The 26,590-nt window shown below is 73.2% G+C and carries 26 protein-coding genes; 10 read left to right on the top strand and 16 right to left on the bottom strand.

What is annotated here, in order from left to right; all coding sequences use genetic code 11:
- Positions 1–12 precede the first annotated feature (12 nt).
- From ureG to AB0J71_RS07805, 4 genes are all read left to right on the top strand, one after another.
- Positions 13–690: an urease accessory protein UreG gene (gene ureG, locus AB0J71_RS07820; RefSeq protein ID WP_352331342.1), complete on the top strand. Its 678-nt coding sequence runs from the start codon at positions 13–15 to the stop codon at positions 688–690.
- The gene (locus tag AB0J71_RS07815) at positions 672–1,613 is read left to right on the top strand and encodes an urease accessory protein UreD (RefSeq protein ID WP_364413324.1); all 942 of its coding nucleotides are present in this window, start codon (positions 672–674) and stop codon (positions 1,611–1,613) included. The genes ureG and AB0J71_RS07815 overlap by 19 nt, the downstream gene beginning before the upstream one ends.
- A gap of 76 nt (positions 1,614–1,689) precedes the next feature.
- Positions 1,690–2,289: a TetR/AcrR family transcriptional regulator gene (locus tag AB0J71_RS07810; protein WP_352330623.1), complete on the top strand. Its 600-nt coding sequence runs from the start codon at positions 1,690–1,692 to the stop codon at positions 2,287–2,289.
- A gap of 57 nt (positions 2,290–2,346) precedes the next feature.
- A complete protein-coding gene (locus tag AB0J71_RS07805) occupies positions 2,347–3,753 on the top strand; it encodes an MFS transporter (RefSeq protein ID WP_352330624.1) in 1,407 nt (468 codons plus the stop codon).
- Here AB0J71_RS07805 and AB0J71_RS07800 read toward each other — a convergent pair.
- The gene (locus tag AB0J71_RS07800; RefSeq protein ID WP_352330626.1) at positions 3,743–4,972 is read right to left on the bottom strand and encodes a cytochrome P450; all 1,230 of its coding nucleotides are present in this window, start codon (positions 4,970–4,972) and stop codon (positions 3,743–3,745) included. The genes AB0J71_RS07805 and AB0J71_RS07800 overlap by 11 nt on opposite strands.
- A gap of 136 nt (positions 4,973–5,108) precedes the next feature.
- Between AB0J71_RS07800 and AB0J71_RS07795 the strand changes: the two genes are divergently transcribed.
- On the top strand, positions 5,109–6,488 hold the full coding sequence (locus AB0J71_RS07795; RefSeq protein ID WP_364413322.1) for an FG-GAP and VCBS repeat-containing protein: 1,380 nt from the start codon (positions 5,109–5,111) through the stop codon (positions 6,486–6,488).
- Here AB0J71_RS07795 and AB0J71_RS07790 read toward each other — a convergent pair.
- From AB0J71_RS07790 to AB0J71_RS07765, 6 genes are read right to left on the bottom strand one after another with little or no spacing between them, the layout of a single operon-like run.
- Positions 6,473–7,951 carry a HAMP domain-containing sensor histidine kinase gene (locus tag AB0J71_RS07790; RefSeq protein WP_352330353.1) on the bottom strand — a complete coding sequence of 493 codons (1,479 nt, stop codon included), beginning with the start codon at positions 7,949–7,951 and terminating at the stop codon, positions 6,473–6,475. The genes AB0J71_RS07795 and AB0J71_RS07790 overlap by 16 nt on opposite strands.
- Positions 7,948–8,640, bottom strand: coding sequence for a response regulator transcription factor (locus AB0J71_RS07785; protein ID WP_352330355.1), 693 nt, complete (start codon positions 8,638–8,640; stop codon positions 7,948–7,950). Before AB0J71_RS07785 ends, AB0J71_RS07790 begins: the two co-directional genes overlap by 4 nt.
- Positions 8,637–9,206, bottom strand: coding sequence for a hypothetical protein (locus AB0J71_RS07780; protein WP_352330356.1), 570 nt, complete (start codon positions 9,204–9,206; stop codon positions 8,637–8,639). The genes AB0J71_RS07785 and AB0J71_RS07780 overlap by 4 nt, the downstream gene beginning before the upstream one ends.
- 5 nt (positions 9,207–9,211) lie before the next feature.
- The gene (locus AB0J71_RS07775) at positions 9,212–10,468 is read right to left on the bottom strand and encodes an ABC transporter permease (RefSeq protein ID WP_352330358.1); all 1,257 of its coding nucleotides are present in this window, start codon (positions 10,466–10,468) and stop codon (positions 9,212–9,214) included.
- Positions 10,455–11,222, bottom strand: a complete 768-nt coding sequence (locus AB0J71_RS07770) for an ABC transporter ATP-binding protein (RefSeq protein ID WP_364389682.1) — start codon at positions 11,220–11,222, stop codon at positions 10,455–10,457. The genes AB0J71_RS07775 and AB0J71_RS07770 overlap by 14 nt, the downstream gene beginning before the upstream one ends.
- On the bottom strand, positions 11,219–12,301 hold the full coding sequence (locus AB0J71_RS07765) for an efflux RND transporter periplasmic adaptor subunit (protein WP_352330084.1): 1,083 nt from the start codon (positions 12,299–12,301) through the stop codon (positions 11,219–11,221). The genes AB0J71_RS07770 and AB0J71_RS07765 overlap by 4 nt, the downstream gene beginning before the upstream one ends.
- A gap of 176 nt (positions 12,302–12,477) precedes the next feature.
- Between AB0J71_RS07765 and AB0J71_RS07760 the strand changes: the two genes are divergently transcribed.
- On the top strand, positions 12,478–14,415 hold the full coding sequence (locus tag AB0J71_RS07760; protein WP_364413320.1) for an efflux RND transporter periplasmic adaptor subunit: 1,938 nt from the start codon (positions 12,478–12,480) through the stop codon (positions 14,413–14,415).
- Positions 14,416–14,562: 147 nt separating this feature from the next.
- On the opposite strand, the gene AB0J71_RS07755 is transcribed toward AB0J71_RS07760, so the two are convergent.
- From AB0J71_RS07755 to AB0J71_RS07745, 3 genes are all read right to left on the bottom strand, one after another.
- Positions 14,563–16,107: an alkaline phosphatase D family protein gene (locus AB0J71_RS07755; protein WP_364413318.1), complete on the bottom strand. Its 1,545-nt coding sequence runs from the start codon at positions 16,105–16,107 to the stop codon at positions 14,563–14,565.
- Between the two features lie 117 nt (positions 16,108–16,224).
- Complete coding sequence (locus AB0J71_RS07750; RefSeq protein WP_352327451.1) at positions 16,225–16,815, bottom strand: HAD family phosphatase; 591 nt, start codon at positions 16,813–16,815, stop codon at positions 16,225–16,227.
- A complete protein-coding gene (locus tag AB0J71_RS07745; RefSeq protein WP_352327450.1) occupies positions 16,812–17,633 on the bottom strand; it encodes a hypothetical protein in 822 nt (273 codons plus the stop codon). Before AB0J71_RS07745 ends, AB0J71_RS07750 begins: the two co-directional genes overlap by 4 nt.
- A gap of 155 nt (positions 17,634–17,788) precedes the next feature.
- Here AB0J71_RS07745 and AB0J71_RS07740 point away from each other — a divergent pair, with 155 nt between their 5' ends.
- Positions 17,789–18,055 (top strand): helix-turn-helix transcriptional regulator, encoded by a 267-nt coding sequence (locus AB0J71_RS07740; RefSeq protein WP_352327449.1) that lies wholly within the window; start codon positions 17,789–17,791, stop codon positions 18,053–18,055.
- Between the two features lie 20 nt (positions 18,056–18,075).
- On the opposite strand, the gene AB0J71_RS07735 is transcribed toward AB0J71_RS07740, so the two are convergent.
- A complete protein-coding gene (locus tag AB0J71_RS07735) occupies positions 18,076–18,855 on the bottom strand; it encodes a hypothetical protein (protein WP_364413316.1) in 780 nt (259 codons plus the stop codon).
- A gap of 145 nt (positions 18,856–19,000) precedes the next feature.
- Here AB0J71_RS07735 and arfB point away from each other — a divergent pair, with 145 nt between their 5' ends.
- On the top strand, positions 19,001–19,411 hold the full coding sequence (arfB, locus tag AB0J71_RS07730; RefSeq protein ID WP_352327447.1) for an alternative ribosome rescue aminoacyl-tRNA hydrolase ArfB: 411 nt from the start codon (positions 19,001–19,003) through the stop codon (positions 19,409–19,411).
- 12 nt (positions 19,412–19,423) lie between these two features.
- Here arfB and AB0J71_RS07725 read toward each other — a convergent pair whose 3' ends face one another.
- The 5 genes from AB0J71_RS07725 to AB0J71_RS07705 all read right to left on the bottom strand — a co-directional run bounded on the left by AB0J71_RS07725 (position 19,424) and on the right by AB0J71_RS07705 (position 24,196).
- Positions 19,424–19,957: an NAD(P)H-dependent oxidoreductase gene (locus tag AB0J71_RS07725; RefSeq protein ID WP_352327446.1), complete on the bottom strand. Its 534-nt coding sequence runs from the start codon at positions 19,955–19,957 to the stop codon at positions 19,424–19,426.
- Between the two features lie 96 nt (positions 19,958–20,053).
- The gene (locus AB0J71_RS07720) at positions 20,054–22,021 is read right to left on the bottom strand and encodes an AarF/UbiB family protein (protein WP_352327445.1); all 1,968 of its coding nucleotides are present in this window, start codon (positions 22,019–22,021) and stop codon (positions 20,054–20,056) included.
- A gap of 79 nt (positions 22,022–22,100) precedes the next feature.
- A complete protein-coding gene (locus AB0J71_RS07715) occupies positions 22,101–23,024 on the bottom strand; it encodes an acyl-ACP desaturase (protein WP_352327444.1) in 924 nt (307 codons plus the stop codon).
- A gap of 85 nt (positions 23,025–23,109) precedes the next feature.
- Positions 23,110–23,292: a hypothetical protein gene (locus tag AB0J71_RS07710; protein ID WP_352327443.1), complete on the bottom strand. Its 183-nt coding sequence runs from the start codon at positions 23,290–23,292 to the stop codon at positions 23,110–23,112.
- Positions 23,293–23,455: 163 nt separating this feature from the next.
- A complete protein-coding gene (locus tag AB0J71_RS07705) occupies positions 23,456–24,196 on the bottom strand; it encodes an HAD-IIA family hydrolase (RefSeq protein WP_352327453.1) in 741 nt (246 codons plus the stop codon).
- 100 nt (positions 24,197–24,296) lie between these two features.
- Here AB0J71_RS07705 and AB0J71_RS07700 point away from each other — a divergent pair, with 100 nt between their 5' ends.
- Both AB0J71_RS07700 and AB0J71_RS07695 read left to right on the top strand, forming a co-directional pair.
- On the top strand, positions 24,297–25,490 hold the full coding sequence (locus AB0J71_RS07700; RefSeq protein ID WP_352327442.1) for a M20 family metallopeptidase: 1,194 nt from the start codon (positions 24,297–24,299) through the stop codon (positions 25,488–25,490).
- Positions 25,490–26,455 (top strand): zinc-dependent alcohol dehydrogenase family protein, encoded by a 966-nt coding sequence (locus AB0J71_RS07695; protein ID WP_352327441.1) that lies wholly within the window; start codon positions 25,490–25,492, stop codon positions 26,453–26,455. Before AB0J71_RS07700 ends, AB0J71_RS07695 begins: the two co-directional genes overlap by 1 nt.
- The last annotated feature ends 135 nt before the right edge of the window (positions 26,456–26,590 follow it).

The raw sequence follows: 26,590 nt of genomic DNA, 5'->3' as shown, positions 1-26,590 counted from the left end.
GGAAGCGTCCCGATGCATCACCACCACCCGCACCCCGTCGTGAACGTGCCGGCGGGCACCGCCATGGACCGCGTCTTCAAGATCGGCATCGGCGGCCCGGTCGGCTCCGGCAAGACCGCCCTCATCGAGGCGCTGGTGCCCGTGCTGCTCGACCGGGGGCGCAGCGTGGCCGTCGTCACCAACGACATCTACACCCAGGAGGACGCCCAGCACGTCCGGCGCACCCTGGACGGCGTGCTGGCCCCCGAGCGGGTCGTGGGCGTCGAGACCGGCTCCTGCCCGCACACCGCCGTGCGCGACGACCCGACGATGAACCTGGCCGCCGGGGCCGAGCTGCTGGAGCGCTTCCCCGACATCGACACGCTGCTGTTCGAGAGCGGCGGCGACAACCTGACGCTCACCTTCAGCCCCGTCCTGGCCGACGTCTACGTCTTCGTCCTGGACACCGGCGAGGGGGACAAGATGCCGCGCAAGCGGGGCCCCGGCATCACCGACTCGGACCTGCTGGTCATCAACAAGATCGACATCGCGCCGTACGTGCGGGCCGACCTGGAGGTCATGGCGCGCGACGCCGACCGGGTCCGCGACGGGCGGCCGGTCGTGCTCACCGACGCCCTGCGGGGCACCGGCGTGGCCGAGGTGGCCGACTTCGTCCTCAGCGGGGCGCCGGCGTGCTCGCCGGCCCGGTAGACCGGCTGGCCGCCGGCCACTACACGATCGACGCGGTCCCGGCGGACGTGGCCCGGCACGCCGACGTGCCCGACACCCTGCCGGTGGGCAGCCCGGGCAAGGTCGGCGTGCTGGAGCTGGCGTTCGAGCGGCGGGGCGGGCGCACCGAGCTGACCGGCCACTTCCAGAAGGCGCCGCTGCAGATCATGCGGCCGCACTACTACGACCCGGCCCGGCCCGACCTGCCGTACGTGATGGTGATGTCCACCGGCGGCGGCGTGCTCCAGGGCGACCGCCACCGGCTCGACGTCGCCTGCGGCGCGGGCGCGTCCGTGCACGTCACCACGCAGGCGGCCACCAAGCTCTACCGGATGGAGCAGGACTACGCCACCCAGCTCGTCACGCTCACCGCCGGGCCGGACGGCTACCTGGAGTACCTGCCGGACCCGGTGATCCCCTTCGCCGGGTCCCGGTTCTACCAGCGCACCCTGGTGAGCGCCGGGCCCGGGGCCACGGTGATCCTCGGGGAGACCGTGCTGGCCGGGCGGCTGGCCCGGGGCGAGCGGCACGCCTACACCGCGTACTGCACCGACCTGGACGTCCGCGACGCCGGCGGCCGGCTGCTGTTCGCCGACCCGCTCAGGCTCGTGCCCGAGCGGGCCCCGGTCACCGGCCCGGCGATGTTCGGCGAGCACGGCGTCCTGTCCACCCTGTACGTGATCACCTCCGCCGTGCCCGCGGACGAGCTGGCCGGGGCGCTGCACGAGGTGGCGGCGGGCAGCGGGCTGCCCGGCGGGGCCAGCACGCTGCCGAACGGGGCGGGCGCCTGGGTCAGGCTGCTCGGGCCGGAGTCGCCGCCCGTCCTCGCCGCCCTGGAACGCCTGTGGGACCTCGCCCGGCGCGCGGTCATCGGGCAGCCGGCCCCGGACCGGCGCAAACCCTGAGCCCGGCCCGCGCCGGCGCGGGGTTCCGGGGGACGGTCCCGGGTGCGCCGGCGGCGATCCGGCCTACCATGGGCCTATGCCCCGCATCTCGGCCGCCACGATCGGCGAGCATCGCGCCCAGACGCGCGACCGCATCCTGCAGGCCGTCTCGCGCCTGTCCAGGGCCCAGGGCATCGACGCCATCTCCCTGACGGACGTGGCCCACGAGGCCGGCATCACCCGCACGGTCCTGTACAACTACTTCCCCGACAAGGCCGCGCTGCTGCTGGCCTTCACCGAGCGCGTCACCAGCTACTTCATCGAGAGCTACGAGCGGGAGCTGCCCGAGCACGCCTCGCCCGCCGACCGGTTGCGGGCCTTCGTCCGGCTGCAGCTCGCGGGGCTGCTCGCCCACCCCCACCCGGGCGCGGCCGACCTCGGCGCGGCGCTCGGGCCCGACGCCTACCAGCAGCTCGCCGAGCACGTCGCGCCCATGCAGCGGGTGCTGGTGGAGATCCTCGACGACGGCGTGCGGGCGGGCGACTTCCAGGTGCCCGAGGTGGGCGCGACGGCGCGGATGGTGCTGGCCGTCATCGGGGCCGAGCGGGTGCCGCTGATCAGCGGCGAGGTCACGGTCGAGACGGCCGAGCAGGCCGTGTCCGGTTTCGTGCTCCGGGCTCTCGGCGCCCGCCCGTAGGGGCCGAACGCCGGGGTGGCCGCCGGAGCCGGTCCGGGACGGTGACAAGATTGTCGGATGGGACAGAACGGTCACATCCAGGTGAAGTCGGCGCGCGGGCGGTGGATCCTCGGCGCGACCGTGCTCGGCTCCGGGCTGGCCCTGCTCGACAGCACCGTGGTCAACGTCGCGCTGCCGTTCCTCGGCAAGGAGCTGCACGCGGCCATGGACGGCCTGCAGTGGACCGTCAACGCCTACACCCTCACCCTGGCGGGCCTGATCCTGCTGGGCGGCTCGCTCGGCGACCGCTACGGGCGGCGCAAGATCTTCCTGATCGGCACGGTGTGGTTCGCCGTGGCCTCGGCGCTGTGCGGCCTGTCGCCGAACATCGAGTTCCTGGTGGCGGCGCGCGCGTTGCAGGGCGTCGGCGGCGCGCTGCTCACCCCGGGGTCGCTGGCCATCATCCAGGCGTCGTTCGTCAGGCAGGACCGGCCGCGGGCCGTCGGCGTCTGGTCCGGGCTGGGCGGCGTGGCCAGCGCGATCGGGCCGCTGCTGGGCGGCTGGCTGGTGCAGACGGCGGGCTGGCGGTGGGCGTTCCTGATCAACCTGCCGTTCGCGCTGATCGTGGTGCTGGTGACGCTGCGGCACGTGCCGGAGAGCCGCGACGAGCAGGCGGCCGGGCGGTTCGACGTGCTGGGCTCGCTGCTGGCCGCGCTGGCGCTGGCCGGGATCACGTACGGGCTGATCGAGAAGGGCGCCCCGGTGCCGCTGATCGCGGGGGCGCTGCTCGGGGCGGCGTTCGTGGTGACCGAGCGGCGCAGGTCGCCGCAGGCGCTGGTGCCGGTCGCCATCTTCAGGAACCACGTCTTCACGGCGGTCAACGTCGTCACGCTCATCATGTACGCCGCCATGGGCGTGGTGTTCTTCCTGCTGGTGATCCAGCTCCAGGTGGTGTCCGGGTTCTCGCCGATCGCGGCCGGGCTGTCGATGTTGCCGACCACGATCCTGATGATGCTGCTGTCGTCGCGGGCCGGGGAGACGGCCCGGCGGCTCGGGCCGCGCTGGCCGATGACGCTCGGGATCCTGCTGGCGGGGGCCGGGTTCGTGCTGATGAGCATGATCGGCCCGCACGCCTCCTACCCGCTGCTGGTGCTGCCCGCGGTGACCGTCTTCGGGCTCGGCCTGTCGGCGGCCGTCGCGCCGCTGACCGCGACGGTGCTGGCCACCGCCGACGAGCGCTACGCCGGCACGGCCAGCGGCGTCAACAACGCCGTGGCCCGCACCGGGAGCCTGCTGGCGGTGGCCGCCGTGCCGCCGCTGGTGGGCCTGGTGGGCGACGCGTTCGAGAACCCGCCGGTGTTCGACGCCGGGTTCCGGGCGGCCATGCTGATCAGCGCCGCCATGATGGCCGTCGCCGCGGCCGTCACGTTCTTCACCATCAGGACGAACGTGCTGGCCGGGGAGCCGGAGACGGCTAGTACGTGAACGCCTGACTGCGCACGCTGTTGTCGAAGTTCGACAGCAGCAGCTCGGGCTCGCCGACCGAGCGCACGCCGGGCAGCCGGGTCAGCAACTCCCGGAACATCGTGCGCATCTCCTGCCTGGCCAGGTTGGCGCCGAGGCAGAAGTGCGGGCCCGGCCCGCCGAACCCGACGTGGGGCTTGGTGTCGCGGGTGATGTCGAAGGTGTCGGGGTCGGGGAAGACCGACTCGTCGCGGTTGGCCGAGCCGTAGAACAGCACGACCTTGTCGCCCTGCTTCAGCTCCAGCCCGCGCAGCGTGCAGTCCTCGGTGACCGTGCGGCGGAACTGCATGATGGGCGAGACGTAGCGGACCATCTCCTCGATCGCGCCGTTGATGTGGGCGTCGAAGTCGGAGGTCAGCAGCTCGCGCTGGGCCGGGTTCTCGGTGAGCAGCCGGATGCCGTGGGCCATGGTGTTGCGGGCGGTCTCGTTGCCGGCCACCAGCAGCAGCGAGAAGAACGAGCCCAGCTCCTTGTCGGTCAGCTTCTCGCCGTCGGGGTTGGCGTTGACCAGGAGCGAGACCAGGTCGCCCTTGGGCTCGGCGACGCGCTCGTGGCCGAGCTTGATGACCATGCGCTGCAGGGCCAGCAGGGCCAGCATGTTCTGACCGGCCATCTGGACGCTGCGGGCCAGGCTGGGCCGCACGCCGGTGTAGGCGGTGGAGATGTCGACGTGCTGGTGGACCTTGGCGCGCAGCTCCTGCGGGATGTCGAGCATGTCGCAGATGACGTGGATGGGAAGCTTGGCGGCCACCTGCGTGACGAAGTCGCGCGGGCCCTCCTTGACGACGTCGTCGACGATGCGGGCACAGGCGGCCTCGATGTCACTCTGGAGCCCGGCCAGCATCTTCGGGCTGAACGAGCGCGTCACGATGCGGCGCAGGCGGGCGTGGCGGGGGTCGTCCATGTTCACCATGGACTCGCCGAACACCTGCTTGACCCAGCCCGGCGGCTCGGGGTTGGTGACGGCGGGCTCGCTGGAGAAGATCTTGGCGTTGCGGCTGGCCTCGACGACGTCCGCGTGCCGGACGAGGGCGTAGAAGCCCTTGCCGGAGCGGAGGAAGGGCACCTTCTTCTCCGGGAAGAACACCGGGTGCTCCAGTTGCCGGAGCCGGGCGAAGGCCTCATTCCGCTCTTTGAGCGGTTTGCGCCAGAAGTCCAGATCAGCGAGGTCGATGTCCACCCGTCTATCCTGGCACGCTCCCACGCCCCGGCGGACGGGCCGAAAGTCCCTTCCGAAACGGATGTGCATCGTGCCCTCCTGGCCCGTTCTCGTGGCGTTAAGTCCGGGTTCGACCTGGACGGAGATGACTGTCGGTATGAACGCGTTGCTCGCCGTCTGCCTGGTCGCTCCCCTCGTGTCCGGTGCCGCACCCGCCGCCGCGCCCGGGTGCGGCGGGCATCCTCTCGACTTCGACGGCGACGGCCGCGCCGACATCGCCGTCGCCGCTCCCTTCGACGACTCCAGGGCCGGTTCGGTGACCGTCATGTACGGCTCCGGCCGGACCGTCAGGCTCACCCAGCCCGGCGCCGAACCCGGGGACGCCTTCGGCTCGGCGCTGGCCGTCGGCGACTTCGACGGCGACCGCTGCGCCGACCTGGCGGTCGGGGTGTCGGAGGAGTTCGCCGGAAAGCGGGTCCCCGGCGCGGACGGCAACGGGGTCGTGCAGATCTTCGACGGCTCCCCCGCCGGGCTGGTCGCCGGCGAGCAGCTGGCCCCGGCCCGGCGGGGCAGCGACCGGTTCGGCGCCGCGCTGGCGGCGGGCGACTTCGACGGCGACGGCCGCGACGAGCTGGCCGTGGGCTCGCCGAGCCACGCCTCCGGCGGCGCGGTCACCGTCTACGGGATGAAGGGCCGCAAGGCGTACCAGATCACCCAGAAGACGTCGTGGGTGCGGCAGCCGGCGAACGTCACCGACCAGTGGGGCGCGGCGCTGGCGGCCGGCGACTTCGACGGCGACGGCCGCGACGAGCTGGCCGTCGGCGCGCCCGCCGACAGCGTGCGCCTGGACGGCCAGGGGTCGGTGACCGTGCTCGACCCGCGCGCCCGCCGGGCCCGGCTGCTCACGCAGAGCTCGCCGGGGATCGCCGGCGCGGCGGAGAAGTGGGACGCCTTCGGCGCGGCCCTGGCCACCGGCGACTTCAACGGCGACGGCCGCGACGACCTGGCGGTCGGCGTCCCCGGCGAGGGCCTCAGCGAGAACCAGCGGGCCATGGACTACGGCGACGGCACCGTGGACGTCCTGTACGGCTCGCGCGCCGGCCTGCGCACCCACGGCAGCGAGGCGTGGTCGCAACGCTCGCTGAAGGGCGAGCCGCGCTACTACGACCGGTTCGGCGCGGCCCTGGCCGCCGGCGACTTCACCGGCGACGGCAACGACGAGCTGGCCATCGGCGTGCCCGGCGAGCACGCCGTCCAGGTGCTCCAGGGGCGCGCGTCGGGCGGCCTGACCCGGAAGGGGAACCTGCTGGTCAAGGGCAGGGGCCGCGACTTCGGCGCCGCGCTGGCCACGCTGCCCGGCGGCGGCGGCCGCTACCGCGCGCTGACCGCCGGCCGTCCCCTGGACGGGCTCCTGGTCGCCGCCCCCGACCAGGGCCTGGTCATGTTCGCCCCCGGCGTCCGCGAGACGGGCCTGCGCCTGGGCCGCCTCCGCCAGGTCTCCCAGGGCACCGGCCTGTACGGCTACACCTTCGGCTGAGCGCCCGCCGGGCTGCCGGCGGGCGGCAGGAGCACGCGGAACAGAGCGCCCCGGCCCGGCTCCCCCTCGGCCATGATGACGCCGCCGTGCGCCTCCACCAGCGTCGCCGCGATCGACAGCCCCAGCCCGGCCCCGCCCACCCCGCGCGCCGGATCGGCCCGGTAGAACCGCTCGAACACCCGCTCGGCCACCTCCGGCGGGAACCCCGGCCCCTCGTCGGCCACCTCCATCACGGCCCGCTCGCCGTCCACCCCGACGCGCACCTCGAACGGCGTCCCGGGCGGCGTGTGCTGCAGCGCGTTGCTCACCAGGTTCCCGACCACCTGGCCGAGCCGCGACTCGTCGCCGGTCACCAGCACCTCGCCCTCGCCGCCGTCCAGGCGGACCAGCTCGATCCGCCGGTCGGGGGCGAGCGTCTGGGCGTCGATCACGGCGGTCGCGGCCAGGCTGAGCAGGTCCACCGGCCGCCGCGCCAGCTCCCGCCGCTGGTCCAGCCTGGCCAGCAGCAGCATGTCCTCCACCAGCAGGCCCATGCGCGCGGCCTGCCCCTCGATCCGGCTCAGCAGCCGCACGGCCTCGGCCAGGTCCTTCTCCTTCCCCAGCCGGAACAGCTCGGCGAACCCCCTGATCGAGGTGAGCGGCGTGCGCAGCTCGTGCGAGGCGTCGGCCATGAACCGGCGCATGACCTCCTCCGAACGCCGCGCCGCCGTCGCCGACTCGCGCGCCGACTCCGCCGCCGCCTCCCGCTCGCGCACCGCCGACTCGATCTGGGCGAGCATGCCGTTGAGCGAGCGGCCCAGCTTGCCGACCTCAGTGGTGCTCGCCCACATCGGCACCCGGCGCGACAGGTCGCCGCCCGCGATGTCCTTGGCGGTGCGGCCGATCTCGCGCAGCGGGCGCAGGCTCCGCCGTACCAGCCAGTAGCAGGCGACGCCCAGCACGGCCAGCGTGCCGCCGCCGGCGAAGGCCACGATGAGGGCGAGCCGGGCCACCGTGCCCTCGACGTCGCCGAGGCTGATGGCGATCACCCGGCTGACGCCGTCGCGGCCCGGGACGGCTACCACCCGCCAGTCCGGCCCGCCGGCCGCGCGGGACTCGACGGTGAACGGCCGCCCGCCGCGCGCGGCGACGTCCGCGCCGGTCAGCCGGGGCAGCCTGGGCGTGTGCTCCTCGGTGGACTCGCTGATCACCCGTACGGTGGCGCCGCCCGCGTCCACCAGCACCGAGTGGAACAGCCCGAAGAACCGCTGCGGCTGCCGCCCGGCCGGCCACGCCTCGGGCGGCGGCGGCAGGTCGCGCGGCGCGGCGGCCGCCACCAGCTGCCGGTCCACCCGCTCGACCAGGTATCCGCGCAGCAGCCGCACGGCGAACAGGCCGGTGACCGTGATGGCGAGGGTGACCAGCAGCAGCGTGGCCGAGACCAGCCGCAGCCAGAGCGGGGCGCGGGCGAGGTGTTTCCTCATAGGCGCGGCGGGCGCAGGATGTAGCCGACCCCGCGCAGCGTGTGCAGGTACTTCCGGTCGCCGGTGTCGATCTTGCGCCGCAGGTACGACACGTACGACTCCACCAGGCCCACGTCGGTGCGCCAGTCGCCGTTCCAGACGTGGTCGAGGATCTGCGTCTTGGACAGCACCCGGCCGACGTTCAGCATGAAGTAGCGCAGCAGCCGGAACTCCGTCGGCGACAGCCGCACCGGGACGCCGTCGCGCCAGACCTCGTGGCTCTCCTCGTCCAGCTCCAGGTCGGCGACGCTCAGCCGGTGGGGCGGCGGCGCGCCCCTGCGGGTCCTGCGCAGCACCGCCCGGATCCGGGCGATGACCTCCTCCAGGCTGAACGGCTTGGTCACGTAGTCCTCGCCGAGCCCGAGGCCGGTGATCCGGTCCTCCGGCGTGTCCTTGGCGGTCACGAACAGCACCGGGACCCGGCGGCCACGGGACCGCAGCCTTCCCGCGACCGCCAGGCCGTCGATGTCGGGCAGCATCACGTCGAGCATCACCAGGTCGGGCGTGCTCTCCTCGGCCACCCGCAGCGCCTCCCGCCCGTCGGCGGCGGTCAGCACCTCGAACCCGGCCATGCGCAGGCCGGCCGAGAACAGCTCCCTGATGTTGGGCTCGTCGTCGACCACCAGCAGCCTGGCCTCGGGCTGGTTCATCGCGGGCCCCCTCCCGGCATGCCCTGGGCGCCCTGGGTGATCGCGGTCGCGGTGACCGAGCCGTCCCCGGACTGCTGTCCGCGCACCACGACCGTGGTGCCGGCGGCCAGGTCGGCGACCTTGCCGGGCCTGGAGATCTGGACCGTGGTCTGGTCGCTGGTGGTGACCGTCACCGTGGCGCCGTCCATGGTCCTGACGTAGATCTTGTCGCCGTCGACCTTCTCGACGGTGCCGACCGTGCCGCCGCCCATGCGCTGCCCGAACCCGCCGTTCTGGGTGCCGTTCTGGGCGCCGTTCTGGGCGCCGTTGCCGCGCTGGCCGTAGCCGCCGCCGGGGAACTGGCCGTCCGTACGCCGGAGCTGCGCGGCGGACGGCGCGGCGTCGGACGTGCCGAACAGCTTGCCCGCCTGGATCCCGATGAGCACGCCCGCCACCAGCACCACCCCGGCGGCCAGCCCGAGCGTCAGCTTCGAGACGCCCCCGCGTGGCCGGACGGCGAGCTCCTCCCCCAGGTCGTCGGGGAAGGGCGAGGAGTCGAGCCGGTCCATGTCTGTCTCCTTACTCATGCCGCCTACTCGTGCCGCAGGGCCTGGATCGGCCGGAGCTTGGCCGCCCTGTTGGCGGGATAACTGCCGAAGAACAGCCCGATCCCCACCGACACGCCGAGCGCCAGCGCGACGGACGACGGCACGAGGACCGGCTCGATGCCGGCCACGGTGAACCGGGTGCCGACGAAGGCCACCAGCACCCCGAGCAGCCCGCCGACCAGGCTGAGCAGGGTGGCCTCCATCAGGAACTGGCCCAGGATCGCGCCGCGCGGCGCGCCGATCGCCTTGCGGATGCCGATCTCCCGGGTCCGCTCGGTCACGGTGACCAGCATGATGTTGGTGATGCCGATGCCGCCCACCAGCAGCGAGATCGCCGCCACCGCCCCGAGCAGCACGGTGAACGTGCCGGTGGCCTCGCTCACCGTCTCCTGCAGGGTGGCCTGGTTGAGTATCCGGTAGTCGGGGTTGCCGTCGGTGATGCCGTGCCGCTGGTTGAGGACGGCGGTCACCTCCGACTGCGCCGCCGTGGTGGCCTCGGCCCCGGTGGCCTGCACGACGATCGAGTCCAGCGAGCCGAACCCGCTCAGGCTCTGCTGCACGGCGGGCAGCGGCGCCACGGCCACGTCGTCGGCGTCCTGCATGCCGGTGGAGCCGCTCTCCTTGAGCACCCCGACCACCGTGAACGGCACCCCGGACACGCTGACCTGCCGGCCGATCGGGTCCACCGCGCCGAACAGCTCTTCCACCACCGTCCGGCCGAGCACCACGACCTTCCTGGCGGCCAGCACGTCGTCGTTGAAGAAGTACGTGCCCTCGGCCACCGGCTTGTTCATGGCCTCGAAGTAGCTGGGGTAGGTGCCGACGAACTGCGCGATCGTGTGGCTGGCGGCGCCGTACGCGGCGGTGGCGGAGTTCGCGCCGACCACCGGCGAGACGGACCTGACCGACGGCGCGAGCGTCCGGTCGGTGAGCGCCTTGGCGTCGGCCAGGCTGAGCTGCCTGGCCTGCGTGCGCGGCCCGGTGTTGCCGCCGCCGCCCGGCGCGCGCCCGCCGAAGCCGCCTCCGCCGCCACCGCCCGAGAAGGACGGGGAGATCGTCAGCGTGTTGGCGCCAAGGCGCTGGATGTTCTTCTGGATGCTCTGCGAGGAGCCCTCGCCGACCGCCACCAGCAGGATGACCGCGGCGACGCCGATGAGGATGCCCAGCGTGGTCAGGGCGCTGCGCATCTTGTTGGCCAGCAGGCCGCGCAGCGCGAAGCGGAGGATCTCAAGCTGGTTCACTGGCCGCCGTCCTCGGGGGTGGTCCGTCGACCGGCGCCTGGCGGCGGTCCTCCACGATCTCGCCGTCCACCAGCCGGATCACCCGTTTGGCGTGCGCGGCCACGTCGTCCTCGTGGGTGATGAGCACGATCGTGCGTCCGGACGCGCTGAGCCGGTCGAGGATCTGCAGCACGTCGCGGGTGGAGGCGGTGTCCAGGTTGCCGGTGGGCTCGTCGGCCAGCAGCAGCGCGGGCGCGGTGACCAGCGCCCTGGCCACGGCCACGCGCTGCTGCTGGCCGCCGGAGAGCTGGTTCGGCTCGTGCCGCACCCGGTCGGTCAGCCCCACCTGCTCCAGCGCGGCCAGGGCGCGCGAGCGCCGCTCGGCCGGGCCGACGCCGCCGTACACCAGCGGCAGCTCGACGTTGGCCAGCGCGCTCATGCGCGGGATCAGGTTGAAGGACTGGAAGACGAACCCCACCCTGCGGTTGCGCAGGACCGCGAGCTGGTGCTCGGCCAGCCGTCCCACGTCCGCGCCGTCGATCTGGTACGTGCCGGAGGTGGGGACGTCGAGGCAGCCGAGGATGTTCATCAGGGTGGACTTGCCGGAGCCGGAGGCGCCCATGATGGCGACGTAGTCGCCGCGCTCGACGTCCAGGCTGACGCCGCGCAGGGCGTGGACCTTGGCGTCGCCCTCGCCGTACTCCTTGACCAGGTCCTTCACCCGCAGGACCGGGGCCGCCGTCGCGGTGGCGGGGGCGGTGGCGGGGGCCGTCATCGCCCGCCACCCGGCATGCCGCCGCCGCCCGGGAACCCGCCGCCGAACCCGCCGCGCTGGCTGGTGCCCTGCGTGCCGGTCGCGGGCGGCACGAGCTGGTCGCCCTCGGACACCCCGGACCTGATCTCGGTGAGCGCCGTGCCCCGGACGCCGACCTCGACCTGGGTCCTGACCTGGCGGCCGTCCCTGAGCAGGGTGACCGTGGTCTGGCCGCCGCTGGTGGAGACCGCGGTGGAGGGGACGGTGACGACGTTCTCCGCCCGGCCGACGACGACCTCGACGGTGGCGGTCTGGCCCAGCCTGACCTTGGCGGGCACCTTGGTGAAGGTGACCGTGACCGGGTACTGGACGACGTTGTTGCTGGTGGAGGCGACCGGCTGGATCTGGGTGACCTTGCCGTCGGCGGTCACCCCCGGCAGGGCGTCGAAGGTGACGGTGGCCTTCTGGCCCTGTTCGAGCTTGCCGACGTCGGACTCGGTGAAGGTGCCCACGAGCTGGAGCCGTCCGGTGTCGGCCAGGTCGACGAACCCGCCCGTGCCGCTGCCGTTGCTCTGAGACTGGCCCTGGGACTGGGACTGGCTCTGGTTTCCGCCCGAGCCGGAGGCGGTGCCGCCGACGGATCCGTTCACCGCCGTGACCGTGCCCTTGAACGGGGCCCGCAGGACGGTGGCCGCGACCGTGCGCTCGGCCTCGCGGTAGGCGTTGCGCGCCTTGACGTAGGAGGCGTAGAGCGCGGCCGTGCCGGTGCCCTCGTCGATCGCGCTCTGGTACGTGGCCTTGGCCGCCGACAGGCTCTCCTGCGCGGCGGAGTCGTCCAGCCTGGCCAGGATGTCGCCCTTGTCGACCTTGTCCCCCGCCTTGACGTAGATGCGCTCGACCGTGCCGCTCGTGCCGAACGACAGGGACCTGGTCCTGGAGCTGGCCACCGCGCCCGACGCCGACACCGACGCGGACACCGAGCCGCGGCTCGCCGTCACCGTGCGCACGGCCGTCTCGCCGGCCGCGCGGTCCGTGCCGAGCTGGACGTAGGCGAGCGTGGCCCCGCCCAGCAGGAGCACGCCCAGCGCTCCGTTGGTCATCAGCGCTCTGCGCCTTGTCGACACCTTCACAGCCGGTGACACTTGCACACCAGCCTGCGCCGCAGCCGTGACGGAGCTGAACGTTCGCTGACAACCCGGGCCTGGGCGGGGTCACACAGCGAACTCTCAGGCTGCTCGCAGGCTGCCGTGAAGCTGGTCGGCCAGGATGGGCCGCCATGAGACCGACTTTCGCGCTGGGCGGGCTCGCCCTGGCCGTGCTCGTCGCCGGGTCGGGCCTGGCGCTGGCGCTCCGCGACGACGACCCGCCCGCCGTCCGGGTACGGCTCGCCGCCGCCCAGCGGGGCCCGGTCACGGCCCTGGTCAGCGCCGCCGGCAACACCGTGGACGGTGCCCGCCGTGACCTGGCGTTCGGCTCGTCCGGCCCGGTGACCAAGGTGTACGTCAAGGTCGGGACCAAGGTGACCAAGGGCCAGGTGCTGGCCAGGATCGACGGGCGGGCCGCCCGCGAGGCGTACGCAGCCGCCAAGGCCGACCTCTCCGCCGCCCAAGAAGCCCTCACCACCGCCACCACCTCAACCGGACCCACCGGCACCGGAACCGCCGGTTCCGCGAGCACCGGAACCACGGGGAGCACCGCCAACCAGGGCACGCCTAACGCCGCCGCCTGCCCCGCCCCGTCGGCCTCCTCGAAGCCCGAGCCGCCGGTCACTGCGAGGCCCACCCCGACCACCGGCGGCACCGGTCCCGCCACCTCGCCCACCCCGGACACCACCGCCGCCACTCCCGGCGGCGGCGCCGTTCCGGGTGCGGCGGGCGGCCCTGGCGCGGCCATCGGGGGAGGTTCGGCGGGCGAGGGCGTCTTCGGCCCGGCCGGCCCGCCCGCGACCACTCCGCCCGCGACCACTCCGCCCGCCGCCGCCACGCCTACCGACGCCCCCGCCACCAAGGCGAGCAAGGCCGTCACCCCCGCCTCCACGCGGCCCTCGGACGCGTCCCCGGCTCACAGCCGGCCCCCGACCGCGCCCCCCACCCCCACCAGGACGCCCACCCCCACTCACGAGCCCTCCGAGCCCCAGCCCACGGTGACGGTCACCGCGACCGCCACGGTGACGGCAACGGTGACGGCCACGGTAACCGTGACGGCGCCCCCGCCCGGCGGGGGCACTCCCGGCGGGGGCACTCCCGGCGGGGGCACTCCCGGCGGGGGCACTCCTGGAGGCGGCACCCCTGGTGGGGGCACTCCTGGAGGCGGCCACACCTCCAGTCCCGGCACACCGTCGAACCCCGGCGAACCCTCCGCACCGGGCGGCCCGTCCACCCCCGAGCCGTCCGCCACGGCCAGGCCCTCGACCACCGCGCCCCCGTCCCCAACCGCCAGGCCCACCGCCAGGCCGCACGCCACGGCCTCCGCCCGTCCCACCGGCTCCTGCTCCCCCGGCACGACCTCGCGAGGCACCACCAGGACCGCCACCACCCCCAAGGACGGCGCCGCCAGGGGCGGGATCACCAAGGACCAGGCCGCCGCGAACGTGGACCGCGCCGAAGCCACCCTGGAGGAGGCCGCCGACGCCGTGCGCGCCACCCGCATCGTGGCCCCCACCTCCGGCACCGTCCTGTCGGTGGCGGGCCGGGTCGGCGACACGGCCGGCACCGGCACCTTCATCAGCCTCGGCAACCTGAACGAGCTCCAGGTCCAGGCCATGGTCACCGAGTCCGACGTCAACCGGCTGAAACTCGGCCAGCAGGCCGCCATCACCCTCGCCACCCGCCCCGGCGAGCGCCACGGCGGCACGGTCACCGCGATCGCCCCGACCGCCACCGTCGAGGACCAGCTGGTCCGCTACTCCGTCACCCTGGCCTTCGACGAGCCGCCCGCCGGGCTCATGCTCGGCCAGACCGCCACGGTGTCGGTGACGACCGCCGAGGCCAAGGACGCGATCTACGTCCCGGCCGCCGCCGTCCGCAGCCGTTCCGACGGCGCCCAGGTGGTCACCGTGCGCGCGGGCGGGCACGACGCCGCCAAGGTGGTCGGCACCGGCGTCCGCGGCGACCAGTACGTCCAGATCACCTCAGGTCTGGACGAACGCGACCAGGTCGTCATGTCCGGCACCACCACCGGCGAGTTCCCCGACGGGACCTGGCCCGGCGCCTGACCACCCGCCCGCGCCTCCCAGCCGGCCCTCAGCCCGCTCCCAGCGAACCTTCAGCGAACGAGGACCGCGCTCCCTCAGGTCCCCGGCCGACGAGGACCGCGCTCCCGCAGGTCCCCGGCCGACGAGGACTGCGAACCCCGCCGTACCTCAGCCATGGCGGGGTGCGGCCCGGCCGGCGGCCGAGCGGGGCGGTTCGGCCGGGATCGTGAGCCGGTGGGCGGTGCGGGCCCGCGCGCCGCGCCGGGAGATGTAGTCGAGCGTGCGGAAGTCCACCGACAGCTCGTCCCGGGTCAGCCGCGCCATGAGGTAGCCGCGCCGCTGGTCGATGTAGGAGATGTGCGGGTTCTCCTGCAGGGCCTCGGCGATCCAGGTGCGGTCCCGGTAGCCGTCGCCGTCGCTGGCGATCGACGACGTCACCAGCTCCCTGGCCACCACCGGGGAGTCCGGGTCGTCGAAGTCGGTCTTGAGGTCGGCCAGGTGGTGCATGTGCGCGTCCCCGGTCAGGACGACGGGGTTCGAGGTGCCCGACAGCGACCCGAGCAGACGGGTGCGCTCGGCGGCGTAGCCGTCCCAGGAGTCGAGGTTCACCTCGCGGCCCGGCCCGGTCTTGTAGTCGCGCTGGGCCATCAGGATCTGCTGGCCCAGCAGGTTCCACCGGGCGCCGGACCCGCTCAGCCCCTCCTCCAGCCACCGCCACTGGGCGGACCCGAGCAGCGTGCGCCCGTCGGACAGCCGTTCGTCGCAGCCGGCCCGCACCCCGTCCAGGCAGGCCTGGTCGTCGCGGAACTGGCGGGTGTCCAGCAGGTGGAAGCGGGCCAGCGTCCCCCAGGAGACGCGCCGGTTGATGCGCAGCACCGCCCCCTGGAGGCTGGCGCGGCGCAGCGGCATGTTCTCGTAGTACGCGCGGAAGGCGTCGGCGCGGCGGCGGGCGAAGCCGGGCGCGCCGGTGCTGGAGACGGGGCCGGCCCAGTTGTTCTCCACCTCGTGGTCGTCGAAGGCCACCAGCCAGGGCGCGACCGCGTGCGCGGCCTGCAGGTCGTGGTCGCTCTTGTACTGGGCGTGCCGCAGCCGGTAGTCGGCGAGGGTGGCGCACTTGCCCGGCGTGTGCGTGCGCACCCGTCCGGCCAGGGCGGTGTAGCCGCTGGGGCCGTACTCGTACATGTAGTCGCCGAGGAAGACGACCAGGTCGGGCTCCTGCTCGGCCAGGCGGCGGTAGGCGGTGTAGTAGCCGTGCTCGTAGTGGGCGCAGGCGGCCACGGCGAAGGTGAGCGGGCTCTCCCCGGCGGGCGTCGTCCGGGTGCGGGCGGCGGGCGAGAGCCTGCCCTGGCTCCTGAACCGGTAGAAGTAGTCGCGGCCGGGCTCCAGCCCGTCCAGCTCGACGTGCACGCTGTGGGCGTCGCGCGGCCGGGCGGTCACGATGCCCGACCGGACGACCGAGGAGAACCGCTCGTCGGTGGCGACCTGCCAGTCGACCTCGACGTCGCGGGCGGGCATGCCGCCGCGGCCGTCGCCGCCGAGCGGGTCGACGGCCAGCCGGGTCCACAGGACGAAGCCGTCGGCGGAGGGGTCGCCGGAGGCCACGCCGAGGGTGAACGGGTCGGATCTCAGTGTCGTGGCGGAGGCGGGCGAGGTGACGGCGCGGGGCGCGACGAGGCCGGCTGCCGCCGCTGTCAGGAACGTTCTGCGGTCCACGCTCCAGGTATGTCCGCCCGCGCTGACCCCGTCGTGGCCCCGTCATGACAGCGGAGTCAAGCGTGGGTGAACAGCGCCGGTCGCCCGGCGGGAGGCCGGCGGGGAGCCGGCGGGCGGTCAGCGGGGCAGCTCGCGCAGGGACTTGCGGAGCGCGGCGGCGCTGGTGAACAGCACGCCGGTCATGCCCGCGCGCTCGGCGCCCTCGACGTTCTCGGCCCGGTCGTCGATGAAGACGATCTCGGACGGGTCGGCGGCCAGCTCGCGGGCGACCTCGTCGAAGATCTCCCGGTCGGGTTTGACCAGGCCCATCCTGCCGCTGTAGAAGCGGTGGCCGATGGCGGCGATCCAGGGCAGCTCGTCGAGGCCGTCGGCGATGCAGACGGGCGCGTTGGACAGCAGCGCCACGCCGTCGCCCGCGTCGAGGATCTCACCGAGGACGGCGACCGTGCCCTCGTCGGGGTAGGCCCAGCTCGCGACGTCCATGGCCACCAGGCGGGCGACCTCGGACGGGGTGGCGGCCCGGCCCAGCACGGCCGACCAGTAGGCGACGGGGCTCAGGCTGGCCCGGTCGAACTCCAGGCGGTGCTCCCAGTAGCGGCGCAGGAACGCCTCGGGCTCCGCGCCGACGGCCAGCGCCATGGCCTCGGCGTCGGCCGCGGGCTGCGGCAGGGACAGGACGTTGCCGTAGTCGAACACAATCCACGTCATGCAAGGAATGGTCGCAGATGCGGGTCGAGGGCCGGGCAGCCCAGGTATTTCTCGGCCGTGTGGAAGTCGATCCAGTCGAGGTTGACCAGTTCCTCGACGTCCACGCCGGTGAAGCTGGCGCGCAGGGCGGGCGGGATGGCGGCGATGTCGTCCTTGTCGGCGATGTTCACCCAGCGGGCGACGTTCTTGGGGCGTTCGCCCAGGCCGTTGACGGGGGCGGGCAGGAGGCGCTCGAAGACGACGTTGCGCATGCCGAGCGGGCTGCCGAGCGTCAGGAGCAGGTCCACGGGCAGGTCGGGGTTGGCCCACAGGGCCTCGTAGGCCACGACGCTGCCGAGCGAGTGGGCGATCACCACCCGCGGCCGGTTCCTGCGGATGGCGTCGGCCACGGCCTGCCGGCACCGCTCGCGCCGCTCCTGGTCGGTCAGGTAGACCGCGACCTCGGGCGCGAACAGCTTGGCGAACGCCGCCGACCTGCTGTCGAGCTTGCCGAGCAGCCATCCGGTGAACGACTTGAGCGCGCCGGTGACGTGCTCGCCGAGCCCGAGGTCCTTGGCCCATTCGACGAGCACCTGCTGGGTGGCGGCCTCGACGCGCGCCGCCGCCTGCTTGGAGCTCTCCCCGGGCTTGGGGTCGCGCAGCAGGTGGGAGAAGTAGGCGACCTCGCTGAAGTAGGCGGCCGTCTCACCGCCGAGCGCCGCGTGCAGGTAGCGGTCCCACTTGAGCCGCATGGCCGCGGCGGCCCCGGCGGCCGACCCGCCGGCCTCCAGGTAGTAGTTGTACTTGCCGATCCCGTGCACGCCCACGATGGCCGTCACAGCGCCTCCCCCTGACCGCTCGGTCTTCCCGCGGATATTGGCATACGCCGCCGGTCCCCGCCCGTCAAGAGCCGCAGAGGTTTAGGCTTGCCTAAAGGTTTAGGTAGAGCTAAAGTGGAGTCACGAGGACGGACAGCGTCGAGAGCGAGACCGACATGGCCTTTCGCCGGAACCCCCGTGACGAGGTGGGCGGTCTCGCCCAAGAGGTCGTCGACGAGATCACGTGGTACATGCGGGAACACAAGATCACCCGCGCCGATCTGGCCGCGTCGCTGGGCGTCTCGCCCGGCCGGGTGAGTCAGATACTCTCCGGCGACGAGAACCTGACGCTGCGCACGCTCGGCGCGGTCGTCGACGCGCTGGGCGCCCGCCTGGAGCTCACGCTCGGCGACGCCGAGGGCTCCCCCACCGCCCTGACCTGAGCGCCGGCCGTCATTCCCGGTCAGCGGGCGCGGGCGATGTGCTCGCCGCCGCGGGCCCGTGACGGCGGCACGTACCCCGGCAGCGAGCGGTAGCCGGCCCGGTAGGCCGCGGCCAGCAGGCGCAGCACGTCGTTCTCCGCGTCGTGCCGCAGCACGCCGTGCAGCCGGTTGAGGTTGCCGAGGTAGCGCTCGTACCTGGGGATCCTGGTGTGGCGGGAGAGGGTGAGCGCGGTGGCCACCTTCGAGCGGGCGGCGCCGTCCTCGATCAGGGCGGCCACGTCCAGCCGGCGGCCGACGGCGTCCAGGCGGGCGTGCACCCGTTCGCGCCGCCGGTCGTCGGCCGACAGCCGTTCGCGGATGCGCTCGTGGTAGCGGGCCGCGGCCAGGCTCAGCTCGTAGACGTTCCAGGACGGGTCCACCCGCTTCTCGCACCAGACGCGCTCGTCCTCGGCCATCGCCTGGTCGAGCCGGGCTAGCAGCGACACCAGCCAGAACGTGGCCGCCTCCCGGGCCAGCGAGCGCCGCTCGTCCTGCCTGGCGCGCATCTGGCCGAGCCACAGTCCGCTCGGCGCGGCCGCGCCCAGGACGGTGGCCAGCGAGTCGCTCAGCAGCGCGTGCCCGGCCAGCGCGGCGCCGGCGGACAGGCCGCCGGTGAGCAGGCTGATGGCGACCGCGAGCCGCCGCCCGGCGGGTCCGAAGGGCCGCCCCTTCCCCTGGCACCTCAGCAGCAGGAAGACGACGGCGGAGACCACGGCGAGCCCAACGGTCAGCGCCGCCTGCGCGACCCACTTCGGGTCCATGGAATTTGCCCTTCCCGCGAAATGTTCTCTCCATATTCGCAGCGAGGGCAGTGATTGAAAATGCCGTTGCGGACGGCATATGTCGCTCATATACGGTGACACTCATCTGAGCAAGACGCTTTCCCCCGGAACAGGAGCTCCCGCCATGCCCGGCCCGCTGGTCGTGAACGACTCGATCGTCATCCCCGACGCCGAGCTCGTCTGGCGTTTCTCCCGTTCCTCAGGTCCGGGCGGCCAGGGCGTCAACACCACCGACAGCCGGGTGGAGCTGATCTTCGACGTGGCCGCGAGCACGGCGATCCCGCCCGCGCTCAAGGCCCGCGCGCTCGACCGGCTGGGCGCCGCCACGATCACCGTCGTGGCCTCGGAGTACCGGTCCCAGCTGCGCAACAGGGAGGCCGCCGGTCACCGGCTGGCCCAGCGCGTCCGGGAGGCCGTCGCGCCGCCGCCCAAGCGCCGCCGCCCGACCAAGCCCAGCCGGGGCGCCGTCGAGCGGCGCATCGCGGGCAAGAAGCACCGTTCCGACGTCAAGCGCCTGCGCCGCGACCCCCACTGAGCCGGCTCAGGATCACAGCGAGAACGCCGGTTCCCTGACGCCCGCCGGGCAGAGCTGCCCGATCACCGCGCGCACCTGGCCGCGCAGCACGGGGTCGGTGAGGTGGCCGTCGTCGTCGAAGTGCGGGCAGGCCGGCGAGATGACCAGCTCGGCGCCCATCACGACCGCGTCCGCGCCCTGGAGCTGCTTGTAGAGCTCCGCCTGCGCCCACATCGCGCCGCACGCCCGCGCGCTGGCGCTCATCACCGCCACGTGCTTGCCGGACAGCACGTCGCCGGCCGAGAGCCATTCCAGCGTGTACGTCAGCTCCGGCGGCAGCAGGCTGTGCTCGGGAGCCGTCAGCAGCACCGCGTCGGCCCCGGCGACCAGCCCGAGCAGTTCCCTGGCCGCCACCGGCACCTTGCCCGGCTGGTACGGCGGGACGTCGCCCATCCCCGTCCAGATCTCGAACCGTACGCCTTCCGGCAGTTCGCCGCCCGCTGCGTCCAGCAATCTGTTGATGAAAGACCCCGCGTGGAGACTGGCGGCGATCCCGATGATTTTCACCTACTGCTCCCCAGGCGTTCCGGTGTCACCTGGAAACTTCCCGATGCCTCGGATGTCCAAGACCAGCCCGAGGTCAAAAGCAGCTCAGTCTTCGCCTCAGCGCCGGTGACGCTCCTGGTCAGGCGGGCGGCGGAAGATCAGCGCGAGCACCCGGAGCACCATGATCGAGGCGATCACCAGCAGGTTGTAGCCGAGGAGCTGGTACAGGCTCGTCGTGCCGACCACGACGGGCCCGCCCTCGATGCCGAGCAGCAGCACGGCCATGAGCCCGGCCGTGGCGCCGAGCACGGTGAGCAGCACCTGGTGGACCAGCCCGGTGACGTAGCGGCGGTCGCGGTCGTCGGCCAGCAGCCGGACGTTCAGGCTGAACCTGCCGTGCTCGGCGGCGCTGGCGATGCGCTCGACCCGGCGCGGCAGGCGGCGCAGCATCGGCAGCAGCGCGGCCAGCTCCTGCCCCACGGCCTCCTTGACGGACTCGGGCCCGGCCCGCTCGGCCAGGTAGCGCCCGGCGAACGCGCGGGCCTCGCCGATCAGGTTGAAGCCGGGCGACAGCCGCACCAGCGTGCCCTCCAGCGTGGCCAGGGCCCGGAACACGGCGGCCACCTCGGGCGGGACGGACAGCCCGTACGCTGAGACGATCTTGAACAGGTCGGTGAACATCTGCACGCTGTCCATGCCGGGCCCGAGGTGCCTGGCCATGAACTGGCCGAGCGCCCGCTCCAGCGCCGCCTCGTCGATCTCCTCCGGCCGCGGGACGACCTCCAGCAGCGCGTCGGTGACGCCGAGCGGGTCCTGCCGGTTCATCGCGAGCAGGAAACGCTGCAGGGCCGAGCGGACGGAGCCGTCCAGGCGGCCGACCGAGCCGAAGTCGAGCAGGCCGAGCGTGCCGTCGTCGAGCAGCATGAGGTTGCCCGGGTGGGGGTCGGCGTGGAAGACGCCCTCGACGAGGATCTGCCGGAGCAGGCAGTCGAGCAGGTCGCGGGCCAGCGCGGGCCCCTGCCCGGGGGCGGCCGCGGTGACCGGCCCGCCCGACAGACGCCGCATGACCAGCACCTGCTCGGTGCAGAGGGCGGGGAACGGCTCGGGGTAGGTGACGCCGCCGCTGCCGGAGGCGGCCACGGCGGCCATGTTGGCGGCCTCGACGCGGAAGTCCAGCTCCTCGCGGATGGCGACGGCGAACCCCTCGGCCAGGTCGCGCAGCCCCAGCGAACGCCCCCACCGGGTCCTGGACTCCAGCGTGGCGGCCAGCCGGCGGACGATGTCGAGGTCCTGGGCCACCACGCCCTCGATGCCCGGCCTGCGCACCTTGACCACGACGTCCTCGCCGGTGTGCAGGCGGGCGGTGTGGGCCTGGCCGATGGAGGCGGCGGCCAGCGGCGTCCGGTCGAAGGCGGCGAACACCTCCTCGACCGGCCCGCCCAGCTCGGCGGCGAGCACCGGCTCGATGCGCTCCCACGGCGCGGGGGCGACGTGGTCCTGCAGGCGGCCCAGCTCGTCGATGAACTCGGCCGGCAGCAGGTCGCGCCGGGTGGACAGCACCTGACCGAGCTTGACGAAAGTGACGCCGCCGTCGTCGAGCGCCTGGCGCAGCGACCTGGCCAGGCGTACCTTGCCCGACCTGTCCTCCAGGCTCTCGCCGCGGCCCCGCAGGTAGGGGCCGAGGCCGTGCCGGAAGGCGATCCTGGTGATCTGCGAGTAGCGCCGGGCCCGGCGGATCCGGCCGCGCAGCGAGCGCAGCACCTCCAGCGGCCCCGGCACCGAGCCCGGCGGGACCAGCGCCTCGGCCAGCACCAGGATCACCATGGGGATGAGCACCATGCACATGGCGATCAGGAGCAGCAGCCCGAGCGCGCCCGCGTCGGGCGTGGTCTGGGGGTCGACCGGCCCGAACGAGGCGATCACCGGCGTCAGCATCGGCTGGGCCAGGCCCCAGGCCACCATCGCGGCCAGGAAGGTGCGTAACGCGCCGAACCTGACCCCGAGCAGGCGTTGGGCCGCCGTCGCCAGCAGCAGGATCATCACCAGGATAGCGAGCGAGACGAACAGCGTGCCCAGGAGCTCCATGAGGAGGGATCATGCCACGGCCGCGGACGGCCGTGCGGACGGCCGTGCGGACGGCCGTGCGGACGGCAGCGGCCCGGCGTCAGCCCCTGGCGGCGGCGCGGGCGCGGCGCTCGTCGCGGCGCTCGACGAACCGGGCGGCCGTGACCTCGGTCTTGGCCAGGAACGCCGACAGCTCCTCGCGGGCCTGCTCGCCCTCGGCGTCGAGCCCGGTCTTGTCGAAGACCGCCCACTGGCGCAGCACCGGCATGAGCACGTCGTCGAGGTGCAGGCGCAGGTCGTAGATGCCCTCGTGGGCGATGATCATGGCCTTGCGGGCGAAGCCCTCCATGCCCGTGCCGGGCATCTGGAAGGTGGTGACGACGTCGGTCACCGCGCGCATGGTCTGGTTGGGGTCGAGCTCGAAGGCCGCCTTGAGCAGGTTGCGATAGAAGAGCATGTGCAGGTTCTCGTCGGCGGCGATGCGGGCGAGCAGGCGCTCGCAGCCCTCGTCGCCGGAGGCCCGGCCGGTGTTGCGGTGGGAGATGCGGGTGGCCAGCTCCTGGAAGGAGACGTAGGCGAGCTGCTGGAGCATGGTGTTGTACTCGGTGACGAAGCCCTGCTCCATGTGGTGCATGCGGGCCCGCTCCAGCGCGACCGGGTCGACCGCGCGGGTGACGGTGAGGTAGTCGCGCAGGGCGGTGCCGTGGCGGTCCTCCTCGGCGGTCCAGCGGTGGACCCAGGTGCCCCACGCGCCGTCACGGCCGAACGTGGTGGCGATCTCGTGGTGGTAGCTGGGCAGGTTGTCCTCGGTGAGCAGGTTGACGATCAGCGAGATGCGGGCGGCCTCGGGAATCTTGGAGTCGCCCTCCTGCCAGGCCTGGCCGCCGTAGATGCCGTCGAAGTCACGTCCTTCGCTCCACGGGATGTACTCGTGCGGGAACCACTCCTTGGCCGTCGCGTTGTGGCGATCGAGCTCCACGCCCACGACGGGTTCGAGCTCGTGCAGCAGTTCCGTCTGAGACATCGCCATAAAGATCTTCTCCTTCAGGTTACGGGACCGTAGGTTAGGCTACCCGAAGGCCATGTGATGCGGTGTCGACCTCGTTGTCCTAAATGCCGGCGCGTTGCAGCAGCCGGTCCAGTTTGATGTTGAGGTCGAGGATCTCCGAGCGCAGCGAGTTGAACTCCTCGGCCATCGCCGTCCTGACGAACCGCAGCTCCTCGGTCACCTCGACGCGCAGCGTCGCCAGCTCCGCCGCCGGCCCCTGCTCCCCCGGATCCTCACGCCACACGGCTGCCTCCTCGCATTCGGTAAGTCACCTTCCGCAACCAAGGATCGCAGCCGAACGCGGCCCGCGCCGCCGGACGGCGGCCGCCGGGAGTGGTTTTCTTCTCCCGGGCCACGATCCTTCGCGCCCCGGAAGAAGACTTGTCATCCCGGGCGGGTCGCCGGGCTCAGATCAGGTCGACGAGGTCGGCGACCGACTCGACGACCAGGGACGGGCGGTAGGGGAAGCGGTCGACCTGGTCGCGCTGGGTGACGCCGGTCAGCACCAGGATGGTGAACAGCCCCGCCTCCATGCCGGAGACGATGTCGGTGTCCATGCGGTCGCCGATCATGGCGGTGGTCTCGCTGTGGCCCTCGATGGCGTTGAGCGCGCTGCGCATCATGCGGGGGTTGGGCTTGCCCACGAAGTATGGCTCGACGCCGGTGGCCTTGGTGATCATCGCGGCCACCGCGCCGCAGGCCGGCAGCGAGCCCTCGGTGGAGGGGCCGATCGGGTCGGGGTTGGTGGCGATGAAGCGGGCGCCGGCCTCGATGAGCCGGATCGCGCGGGTGATCTGGGTGAAGCTGTAGGTGCGGGTCTCGCCGAGCACGACGTAGTCGGGGTCGAGGTCGGTCAGGACGTAGCCGACCTCGTGCAGGGCCGTGGTCAGGCCGGCCTCGCCGATCACGTACGCCGAGCCGCCGGGGCGCTGGTCCTCCAGGAACTGGGCGGTGGCCAGGGCGGAGGTCCAGATGGACTCGGCGGGCACGTCGAGCCCGGCGCCGGCCAGGCGCACCGACAGGTCGCGCTGGGTGTAGATGGAGTTGTTGGTCAGGACCCGGAACTTCTTGTCGGACTCCTTGAGCCGCTTGATGAATTCGTCCGCACCGGGGATCGGCCGCCCCTCGTGGACGAGGACGCCGTCCATGTCGGACAACCAGGAGTCGATCCGCTTACGCTGAGTCACCCGTTCATGGTATCGAGCGTGCCTTGTCGACTTCTCGCCGCACACGTGAACAATGTTCATCATGTCGTTCACCGAATCCGCCCTGGACATGCGGGACGAGCTCGTCCAGCTCCGCCGCTCCCTGCACACCACCCCCGAGCTCGGCCTGCAACTGCCGAGGACGCAGGAGAAGGTGCTGGCCGCGCTCGACGGGCTCCCCCTGGAGATCACCACCGGCAAGACGCTCAGCTCGGTCACCGCGGTGCTGCGCGGCGGCCGTCCCGGCCCCGCGGTGCTGCTGCGCGGCGACATGGACGCCCTGCCGGTGAGCGAGCGCAACGACCTGCCCTACATCTCCCAGCACCCCGGCCAGATGCACGCCTGCGGCCACGACCTGCACACCGCCATGCTGGTCGGCGCGGCCCACCTGCTCAGCGCGCGGCGCGCGGACGTCGCCGGTGACGTGATCTTCATGTTCCAGCCGGGCGAGGAGGGGCACGACGGCGCCAAGCACATGATCGGCGAGGGCGTGCTCGACGCGGCCGGCGCCCGGCCGGTGGCGGCGTACGGGATGCACGTGGTGTCGGCGATGCTGCCGCCGGGGTTGTTCGCCTCGCGGGGCGGCCCGATGATGGCCGCGGCCGACGTGTTCTGCGTGACGGTGAAGGGCACCGGCGGGCACGGGTCGAGCCCCCACCGCGCCAAGGACCCGATCGCCGCCGGCTGCGAGATGGTGACGGCGTTGCAGACGATGGTGACCCGCACGTTCGACGTGTTCGACCCCGTGGTGATCACCGTGGGCACCTTCCACGGCGGCTCGGCCGACAACGTGATCCCCGACGAGGCGCGTTTCGAGGCGACCGTGCGCACGTTCAGCAAGGAGCACCGGACGCTGGTCAAGCGGCGTCTGGTGGAGGTGGTCGAGGGCATCGCGGCCGCGCACGGGCTCTCGGTCGAGACGTCGTTCGGCATGGGCTACCCGGTGACGGTCAACGACCAGGGCGAGGCGGGGTTCGTCTCGGCGACCGCCGACGAGCTGTTCGGGCCGGGCCGCTACTTCGTGGCGCCGCAGCCGGTCATGGGGTCGGAGGACTTCTCGTACGTGCTGGAGGAGGTGCCGGGCGCGTTCGTCTTCCTGGGGGCCTGCCCGCCCGACCGCGACCCGGCCACGGCGCCCTACAACCACTCGCCGGACGCCGTCTTCGACGACTCCGTGCTGCCCGACGGCGCCGCGCTGTACGCCTCGCTGGCCTACGAGCGCCTGTCGAGGGCGTGATGCGCGCCTGGGTGGTGGACCGGCCGGGGCCGATGGCGACCGGCCCGCTCGTGCGGGTGGAGCGGGACGTCCCCGAGCCGGGCCCCGGCGAGGTGCTGGTCCGGGTGGAGGCGTGCGGCGTGTGCCGGACCGACCTGCACCTGGCCGAGGGCGACCTCGCGCCGCGGCGGCCGCGGACCACCCCCGGGCACCAGGTGGTGGGCCGGGTCGAGGGCTCCGGCGAGCGGGTGGGGGTGGCCTGGCTGCGCTCGACGTGCGGCCGGTGCCGCTACTGCCTGCGCGGCACGGAGAACCTCTGCCCGGACTCCGCCTACACCGGCTGGGACGCCGACGGCGGCTACGCCGAGTACGTCGCGGCCCCCGCCGACTATGTCTATCCCCTGCCGGCCGACGTGCCGGCCGAGCGGCTGGCGCCGCTGCTGTGCGCGGGCATCATCGGCTACCGGGCGCTGGCCCGCTGCGACCTGCCGCCGGGCGGCCGGCTCGGCATCTACGGCTTCGGCTCCTCGGCCCATCTCACCGCGCAGGCGGCCGTCGCGCAGGGCGCCACGGTGCACGCGGTGACCAGGTCGGACGCCTCCAGGCGGCTGGCGCTGGAGCTGGGCGCGGCCTCGGCGGGCGACCGGCCGCCCGAGCCGCTGGACGCGGCGATCCTGTTCGCGCCGGTCGGCGACCTGGTGCCGCCCGCGCTGGAGGCGCTCGACCGCGGCGGGACGCTGGCGATCGCCGGCATCCACCTGACCGACGTGCCCGCGCTGAACTACGAGCGGCACCTGTTCCAGGAGCGCACGCTGCGCAGCGTGACCGCCAACACCAGGGCCGACGGCCGGGCCTACCTGGAGCTGGCGCTGGCCCATCCGCCTCGGGTGGCGACCACGCTCTACCCGCTGGAGGAGGCCGGCCGGGCGCTGGCCGATCTGGCCGCCGACCGCGTCAGCGGCGCCGCCGTGCTGGTCGTGGACTGAAGCCCCGCTCCGTCGCACGATGGAGATTGGCGCCACGGCGGACCTCTATGAAGGAAAGTTACATTACACTCACAACATCTGGAGATTATTGACGCTGCCTGCTGGCGACCGTAGGGTCCGGTCAATTCCCTACAG

Origin of the sequence: Nonomuraea sp. NPDC049637 (assembly GCF_040675235.1) — a bacterium.
In the GTDB taxonomy this organism is placed as follows: domain Bacteria; phylum Actinomycetota; class Actinomycetes; order Streptosporangiales; family Streptosporangiaceae; genus Nonomuraea.
This window is presented reverse-complemented; position numbering and strand designations above follow the sequence as displayed.